The sequence below is a fragment of the Proteiniphilum sp. genome, from assembly GCF_040307845.1.
Taxonomy (GTDB): domain Bacteria; phylum Bacteroidota; class Bacteroidia; order Bacteroidales; family Dysgonomonadaceae; genus Proteiniphilum.
Genome location: NZ_JAWRIS010000062.1, coordinates 76,391 through 92,485, shown reverse-complemented (window position 1 = coordinate 92,485; position 16,095 = coordinate 76,391). Strand labels below are relative to the sequence as shown.

The 16,095-nt window shown below is 40.5% G+C and carries 12 protein-coding genes; 11 read left to right on the top strand and 1 reads right to left on the bottom strand.

What is annotated here, in order from left to right; genetic code table 11:
- Positions 1-1,473: an aminoacyl-histidine dipeptidase gene (locus ABV001_RS16130; protein WP_352423754.1), complete on the bottom strand. Its 1,473-nt coding sequence runs from the start codon at positions 1,471-1,473 to the stop codon at positions 1-3.
- 143 nt (positions 1,474-1,616) lie between these two features.
- Between ABV001_RS16130 and ABV001_RS16125 the strand changes: the two genes are divergently transcribed.
- The 11 genes from ABV001_RS16125 to ABV001_RS16075 all read left to right on the top strand — a co-directional run bounded on the left by ABV001_RS16125 (position 1,617) and on the right by ABV001_RS16075 (position 16,081).
- Complete coding sequence (locus ABV001_RS16125) at positions 1,617-1,838, top strand: hypothetical protein (protein WP_323425051.1); 222 nt, start codon at positions 1,617-1,619, stop codon at positions 1,836-1,838.
- A gap of 11 nt (positions 1,839-1,849) precedes the next feature.
- Complete coding sequence (locus tag ABV001_RS16120; RefSeq protein ID WP_323425050.1) at positions 1,850-2,485, top strand: OmpH/Skp family outer membrane protein; 636 nt, start codon at positions 1,850-1,852, stop codon at positions 2,483-2,485.
- 204 nt (positions 2,486-2,689) lie between these two features.
- Entirely contained in the window at positions 2,690-3,865 is a 1,176-nt protein-coding gene (locus ABV001_RS16115; RefSeq protein WP_352423753.1) for a glycosyltransferase family protein, read from the top strand.
- Between the two features lie 83 nt (positions 3,866-3,948).
- Positions 3,949-4,557: a MarC family protein gene (locus ABV001_RS16110; protein ID WP_352423752.1), complete on the top strand. Its 609-nt coding sequence runs from the start codon at positions 3,949-3,951 to the stop codon at positions 4,555-4,557.
- A gap of 236 nt (positions 4,558-4,793) precedes the next feature.
- Positions 4,794-6,077 (top strand): phosphopyruvate hydratase, encoded by a 1,284-nt coding sequence (gene eno, locus ABV001_RS16105; RefSeq protein WP_352423751.1) that lies wholly within the window; start codon positions 4,794-4,796, stop codon positions 6,075-6,077.
- A gap of 214 nt (positions 6,078-6,291) precedes the next feature.
- The gene (locus tag ABV001_RS16100; RefSeq protein ID WP_352423750.1) at positions 6,292-6,849 is read left to right on the top strand and encodes an RNA polymerase sigma-70 factor; all 558 of its coding nucleotides are present in this window, start codon (positions 6,292-6,294) and stop codon (positions 6,847-6,849) included.
- 129 nt (positions 6,850-6,978) lie between these two features.
- Positions 6,979-7,995 (top strand): FecR family protein, encoded by a 1,017-nt coding sequence (locus ABV001_RS16095; protein WP_352423749.1) that lies wholly within the window; start codon positions 6,979-6,981, stop codon positions 7,993-7,995.
- 200 nt (positions 7,996-8,195) lie between these two features.
- Positions 8,196-11,552: a TonB-dependent receptor gene (locus ABV001_RS16090; protein WP_352423748.1), complete on the top strand. Its 3,357-nt coding sequence runs from the start codon at positions 8,196-8,198 to the stop codon at positions 11,550-11,552.
- Positions 11,553-11,573: 21 nt separating this feature from the next.
- Positions 11,574-13,232: a RagB/SusD family nutrient uptake outer membrane protein gene (locus ABV001_RS16085; protein WP_352423747.1), complete on the top strand. Its 1,659-nt coding sequence runs from the start codon at positions 11,574-11,576 to the stop codon at positions 13,230-13,232.
- A gap of 75 nt (positions 13,233-13,307) precedes the next feature.
- Positions 13,308-14,804, top strand: coding sequence for an FAD-dependent oxidoreductase (locus ABV001_RS16080; protein ID WP_352423746.1), 1,497 nt, complete (start codon positions 13,308-13,310; stop codon positions 14,802-14,804).
- On the top strand, positions 14,801-16,081 hold the full coding sequence (locus tag ABV001_RS16075) for an MFS transporter (protein ID WP_323425037.1): 1,281 nt from the start codon (positions 14,801-14,803) through the stop codon (positions 16,079-16,081). Before ABV001_RS16080 ends, ABV001_RS16075 begins: the two co-directional genes overlap by 4 nt.
- Positions 16,082-16,095 lie beyond the last annotated feature (14 nt).

Below are 16,095 nucleotides of genomic sequence, written 5' to 3'. Positions count from 1 at the left end.
TTACATGTTCTCCTTCTCCTCAGGCATATTTTCAAGGATTTTTACTAAGAAATCCCAGAACTTGCCCACTGAAGAGATTTTCATTTGTTCGTCGGGGGAATGTACATCTGTCATATCCGGCCCTATCGAGATCATATCCAGATTAGGATATTTCTCGAGGAACAATCCGCATTCAAGGCCTGCATGGATTGCTTTTATTTTAGGCTTTTTGCCGAAGAGCGCTTCGTATTCTTTTTGCGCGTGCTTCAGGATATTGGAATCGGGATTAGGCTGCCATCCTGGATATCCGTCATTATGGGTCACTTTGGCTCCGGCCAGTTCAAATACCGAGGATACCATATTCACCACATATTCTTTTTGGGATTCCACAGAACTGCGCTGACTGGAACCAACTTCAATCTGGTGATGATCGACCATTTTTACGGATGCCAGGTTAGTGGAGGTCTCTACCAGTCCGGGGATATCATAACTCATGCCGATAACGCCGTGCGGACAGGCATACAGCGCACTGATCAGCCTCTCGGTAATCTTTTTATTGATTACTTTCGAGGGGATCTGGACTGACTCGAGTTGTATGTCGAGTCCGGGATCAGTGTGTTTGTATTCCTCTTGTACCTGGGCCAGGAACGTGTTTAGTTTTACCCTGATATCTTCCTTATATTTATCTTTTACGCCCAGTAACGCGTGTGCTTCCCGGGGGATGGCATTGTGCAGATTCCCACCGCCAATTTCGGAGAGGACCATACCGTATTTTTTCCTTGTGATGGAATACAGGAAACGGGTGAGTATCTTATTGGCATTGGCCAGCTTTTTGTCGATATCGCTGCCTGAATGTCCCCCTCGCAGGCCTTTTACTTTTATCCTGAACCAGAAATATTTGTTGGGAGCATCTTTTTCCTTGTAATGGAAATAGGCTTTTGTGCCTTTTCCACCAGCACAGCCGATATATATTTCACCTTCTTCTTCCGTATCGAGATTAATAAGGATATTACCCGTAAGGAGATTCTTGTCGAGCGAATTGGCACCTGTCAATCCTGTCTCTTCATCCACGGTGAAGAGCGCTTCAATCCTGCCGTGGCTAATGTTGTCTGCTGCCAGCAAGGCCAACTGGGCCGCTACCCCTATGCCATTATCGGCTCCCAGCGTAGTGCCGTTCGCTTTTATCCAGTCGCCGTCGATAATTGTCTCTATGGGATCATTGTCAAAATCATGTGTCACATCTGAATTTTTTTCGCAAACCATATCCACATGTGACTGTAGAATCACTGTCGGAATATTCTCTTTTCCGGGAGTGGCCGGTTTGGTTATCACTATGTTGCCCGCTTTATCCTGTTTTGCTTCCAGATTATGCTGGCGGGCGAAATCGAGCAGATAAGCAAGAATTTTTTTCTCTTTTTTAGAGGGTCTCGGAATTTGTGTGATCTGGTAAAAATAGTTCCAGATGGCGGATGGTTGTAAATCTGTTATCGTCATATCATTTTATTTTAGATAGCTTATAGCGTGGGTAAAAGTACAAGAAAAATAGTGGACAGACAAAAAATTTACTATCTTTAATCCGAAAAAATGTGATTTAATTGGCTAATTAGACTATCTTTGCGGTATTAAAAAACATCGTTATGATAAAAATACTCATTATAGGCTCTGTTATCCTGTTTATCGCTATTCTATTGATGGGGATACGTGTCTTCTTTACCAGGAAAGGAGAGTTTCCCAGCCTCCATATCGGTGATAGCAAGCCATTACAGGACAGAGGAATCCATTGTGCCACATCGCAAGACTCGGAGATGAGAAGAAGAGAAAGCCCGATAGAAGAAATGTTGAAATCAGAAAATATTTAAACCTCTCAAAAATGAAGAATTCTACTCTTTACATCGTCAGCGGCGTGTTGGCGGTCGCAATCATTATTCTTTACGTCTTACATTTTACATCCAAACCCTCCATTAGCGGATCCAACGGGAAAAATATGGCTACTTTGTTCAACGATTCTTCCATTACATTGCCCATAGGCTATGTAAATGTGGATTCATTGTTGATTAATTACAATTACGCTAAGGATCTTAACGAATCGTTATTGAGAAAACAGGAGAGTACCCGGGCAACGTTGAACCAGAAAGAGGGACAGATTCGTTCTGCTGCAAACGATTTTGAACGTAAGATGCGTAATAATGCTTTCCTGAGTAATGAAAGAGCCCAGCAGGAACAAAACCGGATCATGCAAATGGATCAGGAATATCAACAGTTGGCTGAACGGTTGACCCAGGAGTTTATGCTGGAACAGGAGAAGCTGAATATCCAGATGGAGGATACTATCAGGGCGAGAATGAGAGAATTCAACCAGGATAAGCATTATGAAGTTATATTCAGTAACAGGACCACGAGTACGATTCTGCTTGCCAAGGATAAGTATGATATTACCAAAGAGGTGATTGAATTTTTAAACAGCAAGTACGGCCCTGCTACAGCAGCCATTACTTCAGAAAAATAGTCCGGGTTCACCGTTTTCAGGACAGATCAGAGGGTATATCACATGGTGATCGTACCCTTTTTTAATTACCAATTACCAATTCCAATTACCAATTACTAATTACCAATGAGGTAATCGAAATATTTTTCCATATTGGTACTGTCTTGGCACTGAAGGTTTTGTGTCTTGGTTCTAATAGTCTTTAGTCTTTACTCTCTTAAAAAAATGTCCCGCCTGAGAACATATATAGAAAGGCAAAAACCGGAATACCTGCATACCATTATTCCACCGGAGATAGCCGCAGATATGGTTGTGGTGATCCCTTGCTACAATGAGCCCGCCCTGTTTGAGACATTGGAAAATCTTCGTGTCTGCGGTCGTCCGGATACGAACGTCCTGACAGTAATCGTGCTCAATTCCGGAGTGCTTGCCAATGAGGAAGTTGTGGCGCAGAATAGGACCTCTTATGAAGAAATTGGCCAGTTTGCCGAAAGATATAATAAACCGGGTTTTGGTTTTTTTCCGTTACTGTTTGAGGATTTACCCCGAAAACATGCCGGGGTGGGGCTGGCGCGGAAAATAGGCATGGATCTGGCGGTGGAGCATTTTCTGCGGAACGGGAAGTCAAGGGGAGTAATTGTTTCGCTGGATGCCGATTGCACGGTATCTGATAATTTTTTGACAACTATATGGGAGGCTTTCTCCGGTGACAAATTGCTGAACGGCACCATCCATGACTTTCGTCACCGGGTGGAACCAGGCGGCCTTTTATCCGAAAGTGCCGCAAGAGAGTATGAGGCCTATATCCGTTATTTTCGATCGATGCTGGAATATACGGGATTTCCTTATTACTGGCATACGATTGGTTCCGCATTTGCTGTCTCGGCGGATGCTTATGTACGCGTGGGAGGTATGGGACGCCAACAGGGCGGTGAAGATTTTTATTTTCTCCAAAAAATATTTGCTCTTGGACATGTTGATGAACTCAAAGATGTCCGCGTTTTTCCCATGGCACGCCTTTCCGACCGTGTACCGTTCGGTACGGGACCTTCATTGCAGAGAATGATGGATCAACCGGCCGGTAATATGAGGGCTTATTCGAAGAGATCATTCCAGGAACTAAAACAACTCTTCGATAGGATAGATGAGTTTTTTAAGAAAGATAACCAGTCGGTTAAGGCGGTGACAGCGATATTGCACCCCTCATTACAACAATTCCTGAAAGAAATCGATTTTCCGGCTCTTGTCAGGGATTGTAGTGAGAATAGTGCTACGCCGGTTACATTCAGGAAACGGTTCTTTCATCATTTCAACGCTTTCAGGATCATCAAATACCTTAATCAAGTGCATCCCGATCCTTTCTTGTATGAAAGTCTTGCTGCGTTGGTTGACAAATATTAGAGACTTTTGGGGAATTGGCTGATATTTTGTATTTTTGTGCTCAGAAAGTAAGTTTTTTCTTTCATAATTCTAAAAGAAGTGTTATGGCTGTGCTTAACGGAGTCGAAATTGTCAGTGCTTTTCTTGTCTTGTTCGCAATTATTGATGTGACGGGGTCTGTGCCTATATTTTTGAATCTGAAAAGCCAGAACAAGACAATCCATCCTGAGAAAGCAGCTCTCTATTCATTGCTGATTCTGATCGGATTCCTTTTTGTGGGGGAATGGATACTGAAACTCTTTCAACTCGATGTCTCCGCCTTTGCCGTTGCCGGGGCAATTGTGTTGCTTATCCTCTCCATAGAGATGATTTTCGGTGTGGAAATCTTCAAGAACGACAGTACCTCTACCGAAAATTCCACTACTATGTTTCCCGTAGTATTTCCCCTGATTGCCGGACCCGGAAGCTTTACCACCTTACTTTCCATGCGGGCGGAATTTCATATAGTGAATATCATCATTGCCGTGATGCTCAACCTGGCTATTGTCTACCTGGTATTGAGATATTTAGATTTAGTTAAGAAACTGTTGGGAGAGAGTGGCGCTTATATCCTCCGCAAGTTTTTCGGAGTCATTCTGATGGCAATATCGGTAAAATTGCTTACGTCTAATTTGTCTACTCTTATCGCCACTGTGAACGGTACAGGGGCATAGCCGCTATTTAAACCAACTATTTTGTTAAGCTAAATGAGCAGAAGATAAACTTGTTTATATTATGCCATAGCGTAAAATAGTCTGATGTAATTGAACTTTATAATTTAATACAGCCCGAAATAGCAAAAATATAGCTATATTTGCAGGTCGGAAATGCTGACACCCATTTTAGGATATCAGGTTATTATTCTATCAATTAGGATTTTCAAATTAATCTATTTATAAAATTCAACAACATGAGAATTGTAAGTGTTTTAGGACGGGAGATTTTGGATTCAAGAGGTAATCCGACCGTTGAAGTGGATGTGTTGACGGAATCGGGCGCATTTGGACGTGCCGCTGTTCCATCGGGTGCTTCCACCGGAGAGAACGAAGCGTTAGAACTACGTGACGGGGACAAAAGCCGTTACCTGGGAAAAGGTGTGTTGAAAGCAGTAGCCAATGTCAATGATACTATCGCTCCGGCTTTGTTGGGTATGAATGTACTGGAACAAACCCAGATCGATGCCAGATTACTTGAATTGGATGGCACGAAAACAAAATCGAACCTCGGCGCAAATGCACTTTTGGGTGTATCCCTGGCAGTAGCCAAAGCTGCAGCCAATTATCTCGGCCTGCCGCTTTATCGCTACATTGGTGGAACCAACACTTATGTATTGCCTGTTCCTATGATGAATATCATCAATGGTGGATCTCACTCCGATGCTCCCATCGCGTTTCAGGAATTTATGATTCGTCCTGTAGGTGCCTCTTCATTCAAAGAAGGATTGCGTATGGGTGCTGAAGTATTCCACTCTTTGAAGAAAGTGCTTCACGACAAGGGTCTCAGCACTGCTGTGGGTGATGAAGGTGGTTTCGCTCCCAATTTGAGCGGAGGAACTGAAGAAGCACTCGAATCAATCTTGACTGCTGTCAGGAATGCAGGTTATGAACCGGGTAAAGATGTGATGATCGGACTCGACTGCGCCTCTTCTGAATTCTACAAAGACGGCGTCTATGACTATTCAAAATTTGAAGGTCCGAACGGCAAGAAACGTTCACGCGAAGAGCAGGCTGCTTACCTGGAAGAACTGATCACCAAATACCCTATCGACTCTATCGAAGATGGTATGAGTGAAAACGACTGGGAAGGATGGAAATTGCTGACCGACAAGATTGGCAACAGATGCCAGTTGGTGGGTGACGACTTGTTCGTAACCAATGTGGATTTCCTTGCAAGAGGTATCAAAGAAGGATGCGGCAACTCTATCCTGATCAAGGTAAACCAGATCGGAACACTGACCGAAACGTTGAATGCCATAGAAATGGCACACAGGCACGGATATACCAGTGTAACTTCACACCGTTCAGGTGAAACGGAAGATGCCACTATCGCCGATATTGCCGTAGCTACCAACGCCGGACAGATTAAAACAGGTTCTTTGAGCCGTTCAGACCGTATGGCCAAGTATAATCAGTTGCTCCGTATTGAAGAAGAACTGGGCGATCGTGCCGTTTACGGATATAAGAGGATCAGATAATAATTATCTTGATACAGACTATAATTAAAGGCCATCCTTCGGGGTGGCTTTTTTTATATCAATTTGGAGAGTGATTTAAAATACTATAACTTTGCCGTTCATCAGAGTGATTCTTCCTTCACTGGTTTGATAGATGTTCTCCCGGACAAGATCTGTATTTATTAGAGAAGATAGGACTGATGAAGTATATATATTACCGACAATAAGACCAAAAATGAAAGACAGGGACGAAGAAAATAGTCTTACATCTTTTAGAAGTTATTACGAGGCAAATATATCCCAATTAATATTGTTTGCCCGGCGTTTTGTGTCTGTGGAAATGGCAGAGGATATTATTCAGGATGTTTTTCTTGATGTATGGGATCATTCTGTAGTAAATGGGAAATTCCCTTCCCGTTCTTATTTATTTATGGCTGTCAGGAACAAATGCCTGAACTTCCTTATAAGGGAGCAGGTGAAAAAGAACTATATAGAATCCACCGAATTGGATAACCGTATTTTAGGGCTTGATTATTACGATTCTTTTGAAAAACAACTTATCGATAAAGAAGATATGCAGTATATCTATGATGAGATTGAGAAGTTACCTGAAAAATGCCGGATCATTTTTAAAATGGCCTATTTTGAAGAAAAGAGAAATGCAGAGATTGCAGAGACTCTGGATATTTCTATCCGTACGGTGGAACACCAGTTGTATCTGGCATTGAAAACCTTACGCACTCGATTTATGAGTGAAGGTAAAAAAAGTTTATTTTTTTTATTTTTCTTTTAAGTAAATTTCTTCGGCATCTTGTCTTATCTATATAAAGACAACGTTTTCGTTAAGCAAGATCAGAACTGGGTTACTCGTTTTGCCGAGCGCAGAGAACGTCTAATGAAATTGAATTATAATACTAAAACGATGCTGCCAATTGCTGAAGAAATAATTATCCGATCAATCCAGAAAATTGCTTCCCCCGAAGAACAGGCCATTCTCAATAAATGGTTGAGGGAAGGGAAGGAGAATGTGGCATATTACTGTCAACTTGAAGAAATCTGGAATTCGCGAAAAAAAATTCCCGAGGAGGCTGTCGAAAATGCTTGGCAGATACTTACCGGAGAGATAGCTGCCCGTCCGCAGAAAGAACGCCGTATTGTGCCAGTTAAAAAACGGAAGATTGTCTGGCTCCGTTATGCCGCTGCCGTGTTTATCGGTGTGCTGCTTGCTTCATCTGTTTGGATGATATTTTCCGATATCTCAAAAGAATCGCAACAACATATTCTTGTCCAAAATGTGGTTTATAATAAGACAGGAGTCCAATCTGTCGTTTTGCCTGATAACTCGGAAGTTTGGATAAATGAGGATACCCGAATAACTTATCCCGAAAGATTTCCTAAAGGGAAGCGGGTGGTCTCTCTAGAAGGTAAAGCCTATTTCGATATCCGTAAAGACCCGGAAACACCTTTTATTGTACAAATAGGGAGTGCGGAAATAGAAGTTACCGGAACGGAATTTTTTGTGGAGTCCACACAGATACAGAAAGGAAAATCAGTTGTTACTTTGATTTCTGGAACTGTTAATTTACATTACAAAGACATCGAGGGAAAAGAATTATCAGCACCTCTTGTCTCCGGAGAACAGGCATGTATAAACCAAATAAACGGTAGTCTGGAAATTGAAAATGTCGACACCCATTATTATATGGCCTGGAAAGATGGGACTTATAGATTTACGGATGAACCGTTGGAGAGAATAGTACCATTATTGGCTAAACGCTTTGATCTGGATATTCAAATTCCTGAATCTCTAAGAAATAAACGCTTTACGGGTAGGGTTATACCGGGAGAAAATGTAGAAGATGTCTTAAAATCTATTGGAAAAAGCTATCCGATCAAATACCGGATTTCAGGAAGAAATGTCTATGTAGATGAAAAATAAAATCTATTGTCTAACCAATAAAAAAGTAATGCCTATGGAAAAAATGTAAAATTAGTCCTACTTTAAAGTGAATAAAAAAAGAGCCGGAAGATATGGGCCTATCATCCGACTCGTTAAGTTTTCAATTTATTTAATCCAGCCAATAGCCACAAATCTTGGAGGATCCGGTTAGAGGCTTCAAATTAAAAACAAACAAATGTATGAAAAATTGTAGACCTGGAATACCTATTCCTAAATTTTTATTGTTTATTATGAGAGTGACCTTCTTATTGTTTGTCGTGGGTGTTTTTCAAATCTATGCAATAGACTCTTACGCTCAGAAAACACAACTGACGATCCATGAAAATGAAATTGAACTGGGTATGCTTTTTAGTAAAATTGAGAAGCAGACCGATTTCTATTTTTTCTATAGTAATGATCAGATAAGCAAAAACCTGAAAGTATCTATAAATGTAGAAAACAAAACTATATTCGAGGTTTTGAACCTTGTCCTGAATAATACTGGTATAACCTATCAGGTAAATAATAAGGCGATCATATTGAGTTTGCATGATATATCTATAACTCAAACTAAGCAACAACCTCAGAGACAAATAACCGGTATAATTAAAGATGAACGGGGAGAGCCGATTATTGGAGCAAATATCATTGAGAAAGGAATACACAATGGGGTTATAACGGACATAGATGGACAGTTTACTATTTCAGTTGGAGATGATGCAGTTTTGCAAGTTTCTTACCTTGGATATGTGTCACAAGAAATTACAGTAGGAACCCAAAGTTCGGTTACAATTGTCATGATTGAAGATCTCAAAACATTGGAAGAAGTGGTTGTGATAGGATATGGTACGCAAAAACGCGTAAATCTTACTGGTTCAGTAGCCTCTGTGAATAGTGAGGTGTTGACTAAACGTCAGGTAGGGCAAACTTCTTTAGCTCTGCAAGGCGTTGCTCCGGGGGTTACCGTTATGCAGCGATCTGGGCAGCCCGGATTGGATGCCGGGGATATAAAGATCAGGGGAATTGGGACATTAAATAATTCTAATCCTCTAGTTTTGGTGGATGGTCTTGAAATGGGGATAAATAATATTGATGTTTCGACAATTGAATCCATCTCTGTTTTGAAAGATGCTGCCTCTTCTTCCATCTACGGATCTAAAGCTGCTAATGGAGTTATTTTGATTACCACTAAACGTGCGTCTGAAGGAAAATTTAATATTTCATATAGTGGATATGTTGCTCACCAAAGTCCTACAAATCTTCCTGATAAAGTAAATGCACTTGATCATATACTTCTATTAAATGAGTCGAAGATTAATGCCGGTGCGGGAGTAGTCTATACCGAAGAACAAATTAAAAATTGGAGAGAAAAAGGTCCCAGTGATAGAGATAATTACCCGGATACGGATTGGCAAAAAGAGATATTAAAAGGAAGTGGATTACAACAGAATCATAGTTTGACATTAACTGGAGGGACAGACAAATTGAAAGTGTTGGCGTCTTTAGGATATTTGAGACAGGAAGGGATAATTGAAAAAGTTAATTTTGAACGAATTTCCATACGATTGAATACGGATTTTAGTTTTACAAAGAATTTTTCCTCTTCATTGGATTTATTTCTTTATAATTCTAATCGGAATTCTGTTGCAAGGTATAATAGTAATTCTGGAAATTCATCTGGGATAGGATATATCTTTTTTTTAATGAATAAGCTGCCGGCAGTTCAGGCAATGCAATATTCAAATGGGAATTATGCTGAAGGTCAAAATGGAGAGAACCCTGTTGCCAGTATACATGAAGGAGGTTTTACGAATGATAAATCCACTCCTATTACAGGAAATTTGTCATTCAAATGGGAGCCTCATAAAGATTTCTGGATGCAGACAGCTTTTTCTCCATCGATTTCTTATCCTTTGTCCAGAAGTTTTGTCAAACAGGTAACAACATACAACCCAAATGGGACTATTTTTTCCCGACTTCCGAGTAAATCGAATTTGTCGGAAGAGTCAACATACAATAGATATCTTCAATCCAGAACCACTGCTAATTATCATAAGTTAATCAACGATCATACCGTCTCAGCTTTGGCCGGATTTCAATATGAGTCTAATTTTTACTCAGGTTTTAATGCCTTTAGAGACGATTTCCCATTTCCTGAGTATTCCGTATTACAATCTGGTTCCGTCGAAAATATGAGAAATGATGGATGGGCAGGGGAGAACGTTCTTGTATCCTGGTTTGGACGAGTTAATTATGACTACAAGAGTAAATATTTGCTGGAGGCAAACATACGATATGATGGTTCCTCCAAATTTGCAAAAGGTAAAAAATGGGGTGCTTTTCCATCTTTTTCAGCCGGATGGAGACTATCTGAAGAATCATTTTGGGATAATTTGAGGGAGGATGTCTCTAATTTCAAAATACGAGCTTCCTGGGGTACCTTGGGAAATCAGAATATTGGGAATGACTATCCTTTTTCTTCCAATATTGATATGAGTACGAAGTATATTTCAGATGATAAACTAATAGATGGTGCAGCCGTTTTAACTATGAATAATCCAGCTATTACATGGGAAACAACAACAATGACCAATATAGGATTGGATGTAAGTCTCTGGAACAAACTGCACGTTACTTTCGATTGGTTTTACAAAGAAACAAGTGACATATTGATGCGTTTGGATATTCCCGGAACTATGGGATTAGAACCCACTTTCCAGAATGCAGGTGTCGTCGAGAATAAAGGATATGATTTAAATATTGCTTATATGGACAAGATCGGTGATTTTGATTTTGATATATCGTTCAATATTTCTGATGTGAGAAATAAAATCACGGATTTGAAGGGAATTAATGGTACGGGACTGGTTACCAACCGAGAAGGATATGCTATAAACTCATTATACATGAGAAAAAGTTTAGGAATCCTATCAAGTACAGATTTCAATAGTGACGGTTCATATAAATGGGAGCGTCAGGGACGTTCTTTGGCTCCGGGTGATTTACGATATGCCAATTTGAATGATGATGATATTGTAAATGCTGACGATAGAGAAGTTTTAGGCTCTACAATTCCTCGTTACACCTATGGACTCAATTTTAGCGGGCGTTATAAAGGATTTGATTTGAATCTATTACTTCAGGGAGTCGGTAAAGTTGACGGTTATCTATCTGCAATAGCTATGTATCCCTTCTGGTCAGGAGGGACTGCTTTTACGATACACAAAGATCGTTGGACTGAAGAGAATCAGAATGTTCACGCCGCTTTTCCTCGTTTATATTTTTATGATTCGGCAAATAACTACCTTGATTCGGATTTTTATATGAAAAGTGCAGCCTATTTGCGGGTAAAGAATATCCAATTAGGCTATAAGGTCCCTACATCAATTTCAGGAAAGGTATTAATGGAACATTTGCGATTTTATGTTTCCGGTGAAAACCTATTCACTTTTACTAACTTCTGGAAAGGATGGGATCCGGAAGTTTCTCCGGCCTCAGGAGGAGCATATTATCCCCAGGTGAAGACCATCAGTGTGGGTGTAGATATCAGATTTTAATTATTATAGACAGATAATTTTATGAAAACAAATAAAAATATAATCATCATATTCATATTGTGTTCCATGTTGTTTGTCTCTTGTGAGAACACACTGGAGAAATATCCGTTGAATTATCCTTCAACTGAGACATTCCTCCGAACCGAAGTGGAGATTCAGATGGCTATTGTGGGAATACATACCCCATTCTATTTGTATAATGATCAGATCCCTTTCATAATTTACTACGATACAGGATCTGATATCTCAGCAGATAGAGATGTCAAACCTGAACAAATATATCAGAATCCTACGGCATGGCAATTAAGAGACATCTGGGTGAATATGTATAAAAGTATTAGCAGATGTAATTTTATACTGGAAAATATTGACAGAGCCAGTGAAAATGTGTCAGCTGATAAAATAGAGAGATATAAGGCAGAAGCTAAGGTTTTACGTGCTTACTGTTACCTTACATTGACCTCCATGTTTGGAGATATTCCATTGATTGATCATACGCTGACATTAGATGAAGCTTATGTTAGCAGGGATCCTGTAGATTCGGTTGTAGATTTTATTCTCTCGGAGTGCGACCAAGCAGCGTTATATTTACAACAGACGAATGATCCAAATACGATGGCAATAACAAAAGGGTTCGCCTGGGCTGTAAAAGCGCGTGCCGCTTTGTATAATGAACGTTGGACGGATGTAATTGATGCTTGTGAGAAAATAATTGAACTTGAGGGTGTTGAGTATATTCTGGAACCTAATTATGGTGATGTTACAATGCTGAAAGGAAAAACTTCCAAAGAAGTTATATGGGCTATCCAATATAATCAGGACGATAGAAGCCAAGGTATGCCTAGTCGTATGAAATCGAGATTGGCAGGTGGATTTTCAAATAAAATGCCAGTACAGGCTTTGGTGGATTCTTATGAATGTATTGATGGATTATCTATTGATAAATCGCCACTGTATGATCCTCAATATCCATGGAAAAATAGAGATCCAAGGCTTCATCACACCGTAGCTTTACCCGGAAGTACATATTTCGGCTATCAATTTGAGACTGATATAGACAGTGTACAATGTTGGGATTATAATAAAACTCCGGCTGTACGCATCGCCAATCTTGATGCAACGCATGCCTATGCAAGTTTTTCCGGATATTGTTGGAGAAAGTATTGCGATCCACTTGAGTTACGGTCTGACGGGGCTTCTTCAATTAATGCTATTGCATTTCGTTATGCAGACGTCCTTCTGATGTATGCAGAAGCGAAAATAGAATCAAATCAACTCGACGATTCGGTTTACGAAGCGATTAATAAAATCAGGAGAAGAGTTAGTATGCCAGAGATAGCTAAAGATAAAAATCAACAAGAACTTCGATCTGTAATCAGAAAAGAACGCAAATATGAATTGGCGGGGGAAGGACTTAGATTATTTGATATTCGTCGATGGAAAATAGCCGATAGACTAATGAATGGGATGTGTTACGGACGATTCCCTACAGGATATCCGACGGCAGCTCCTTCTATTGATGAATATGGGAATCCGGATTATACAAATTTTGCAGAAAAAAACAAGTTCGGTACAAAACTGGGGGTGCGCTATTTCGATCCTAATCGTGATTATCTATCACCGATTCCTACCTCAGAACGCCAGTCAAATCCAAATCTGACGCAAAATCCTGGATATTAATTATTTTTTTAAGATTTATAAATCAATGAGCTGTAATGGAAGAGTCACAACTCTTCTATTACAGCCATATAAAACATGGCTATAATGGAATGTGTTATAGAGAAACAAAGAGAAATACCTGTAATCGCTACACCGGAGATATTAATTGCTGGAGCTGGTCCTGCCGGGATAGGTGCTGCAATTGCAGCTGCCAGGTCGGGTGTTAAGACAATGCTTGTTGAAAGATATGGGTTTCCCGGTGGTAATCTGACTACGGCAATGGTAAACCCTTTTTTTACATTTCATGACGAAAAAGGTAATCAGGTTATCAGGGGAATTGCCGAGGAGTTTGTAGATCGCATGAAACAGCGGGGTGCTTCCTTGGGACATGTAGCCGACCTAACTTTTGATAATGCATCTATGACGCCTTTTGATGCGGAAAGGGCGAAGATCATTCTTATCGAAATGCTGGAAGAAGCGGGTGTAGAATTACTTTTTCATACATGGATTGTTGATGCGAATGTAACCAATGGGGTTGTAGAGTCTGTGGTCATTGAAAATAAATCCGGTCGTCAAGCCATTTGTCCCCAATATATTGTAGACTGTACAGGTGATGCCGATGTTGCTGCATTTTCGGGTGCACCTTTTGCAAAGGGAAAGGAAGATGATGGTTCTATGCAACCTGCGACCCTCTATTTCCGAGTTGGCGGAGTGGATGTGACACAGCTGCGTAATTGGATGAAAGAAAACAGGAATTTATTGAAAGATTCGCCCAATGATGAACAAATTGAAAAACAAAAAGCAATTGCATTCTTAGGCATGAACCAGTTGGTTCAGGAGGCAAAAGATTCAGGAATGCTACATTCGGAAGTAGCTCCACGTATCCTTATGTATGAATTGCCCCTCCCCGGGATATTCTGCATTAATACTACCCGTATCCAAAATATTGATGGGACAAAAACGGTAGATATAACCCGCGCCGAAATTGCTTTGCGGAAACAAGTATTAGAAGTGCATACATTTCTTCAAAAACATATCGGTGGTTTCGAAAACTCATACATTCTCGATACCGGTATTCAAGTGGGGATCCGTGAAACCAGGAGAATTGCCGGTGATTATGTATTAACCGAAGAGGAAGTTTTGAATAGCACCTCCTTTGAAGACGGTATTGCTTGTGGTACTTTTGCCATAGATATCCATCCTCCTCATGGAAAAAAGCAAATCTTTACAGGTTCCGGAAAATCGGTTTATGAGATTCCTTACCGTTGCCTTGTTCCCAAAGACCTGACGAACCTGTTGGTTGCAGGACGGCCTATCTCCGCAACACATATTGCGCATGGCTCCATTCGTGTAATGGCTACCTGTACGGCAATGGGGCAAGCTGCTGGTGTCGCCGTTGCGATGGCATGCCATAATAAATGTGGCACACGTGAAATAAACATTAAACAATTAAGAAAAGAACTGGTAGAACAAGGGCAATATCTGCTGAATGAAAATATAGAGGAGATGGTCGATCCCGATTTGATATTAGAGTCTGAAAACAGTGATGGGCAGAAAGCAATGCATTATAACCCTTTTAGAACGAAAAAATGAAGAAAGTTTATTTTGATAATGGAAATCTAAGATGGAAAGTTGCACTTCTTCTCTGTTTGGCTTCAGGTCTAAATGCTTTGGACAGGAATGCTTTTGCGATCTTGGCCTCAACGATTCAAGGGGAGTTTAATTGGTCGGACATTGACTATGCCAATCTTACTTCGGTTTTTGTGTTTAGTTATACTTTAATGTATGCCCTTAGCGGAAAGATTATAGACAGGATAGGTACAAGAAAAGGTTTTGGTATCGCTGTGGGAAGCTGGTCCTTTGTTGCAGCGATGCATGCTGTGGTACATACTTTGGCACAATTCTCAATAGTACGCTTCTTTCTGGGGATTACCGAATCCGCAAATTTTCCTGCAGGTGTAAAAGCTTCCACGGAATGGTTCCCGTTAAAGGAAAGGGCGTTGGCAATAGGTATATTTAACGCAGGTACTGCCATCGGTGCAGCGGTAGCTGTACCGTTAGTCTCTTTTCTGGCATTAGCTCTTGGGTGGAGGATTGCCTTTTTAGCAACGGGGATACTGGGTTTTGTATGGCTGTTCTTTTGGTTAAGAAATTATCACAGGCCTCAGGATCATCCCAAAATCACGCAGGTGGAAAAAGATTATATCCTTCAGGATGACACTCCTGAAGCCCAGAGTGAGGGAGAGAGAAAAATAAGATTAAAGGATTTGCTCAAAAAGAAAGAAACTTGGGGTTGTTTTTCAGCAAGAATTTTTATTGATCCGGTCACTTATTTTCTACTTTTTTGGATACCGAAATATCTGCAAGATGTACAGGGTTTATCCTTGAAAGAATTGGGCTTCGCCGCTTGGTTACCCTACACGGCGATGGGGTTAGGGACAATACTTGGAGGCTATATCCCGAAGTTATTGATAGAGAGACGTGGATGGACTTTAAACAAATCTAGAAAAACCGTTATGGTCACGGCTTCCGTTCTTATTCCTCTGTTGTGTCTCTTTTTGTTTTCGGGGGCAAATCCTATCGTCGCAGTATTGCTTATTTCAGGGATTATGTTGTCGCATGGGCTCTGGGCAAACATCACCATACCTTCGGAGATTTACCCCAAGCAGGTACAGGCAACCCTGACTGGTATAGGTGGAACCTTGGGTGGTATAACCGGTGTTATTTCCCAGCAAATGATAGGAAATACGGTGACCACCCATTCTTACTTCCCCATTTTTATGTATATTGGTGGTGCCTATCTTATTAGCTTTGTTTGTGTGCAATTGCTGGTCGGTAAGTTGGGAATCATCAGAAATTTCAATAATTAAAAATAATTTGCAAA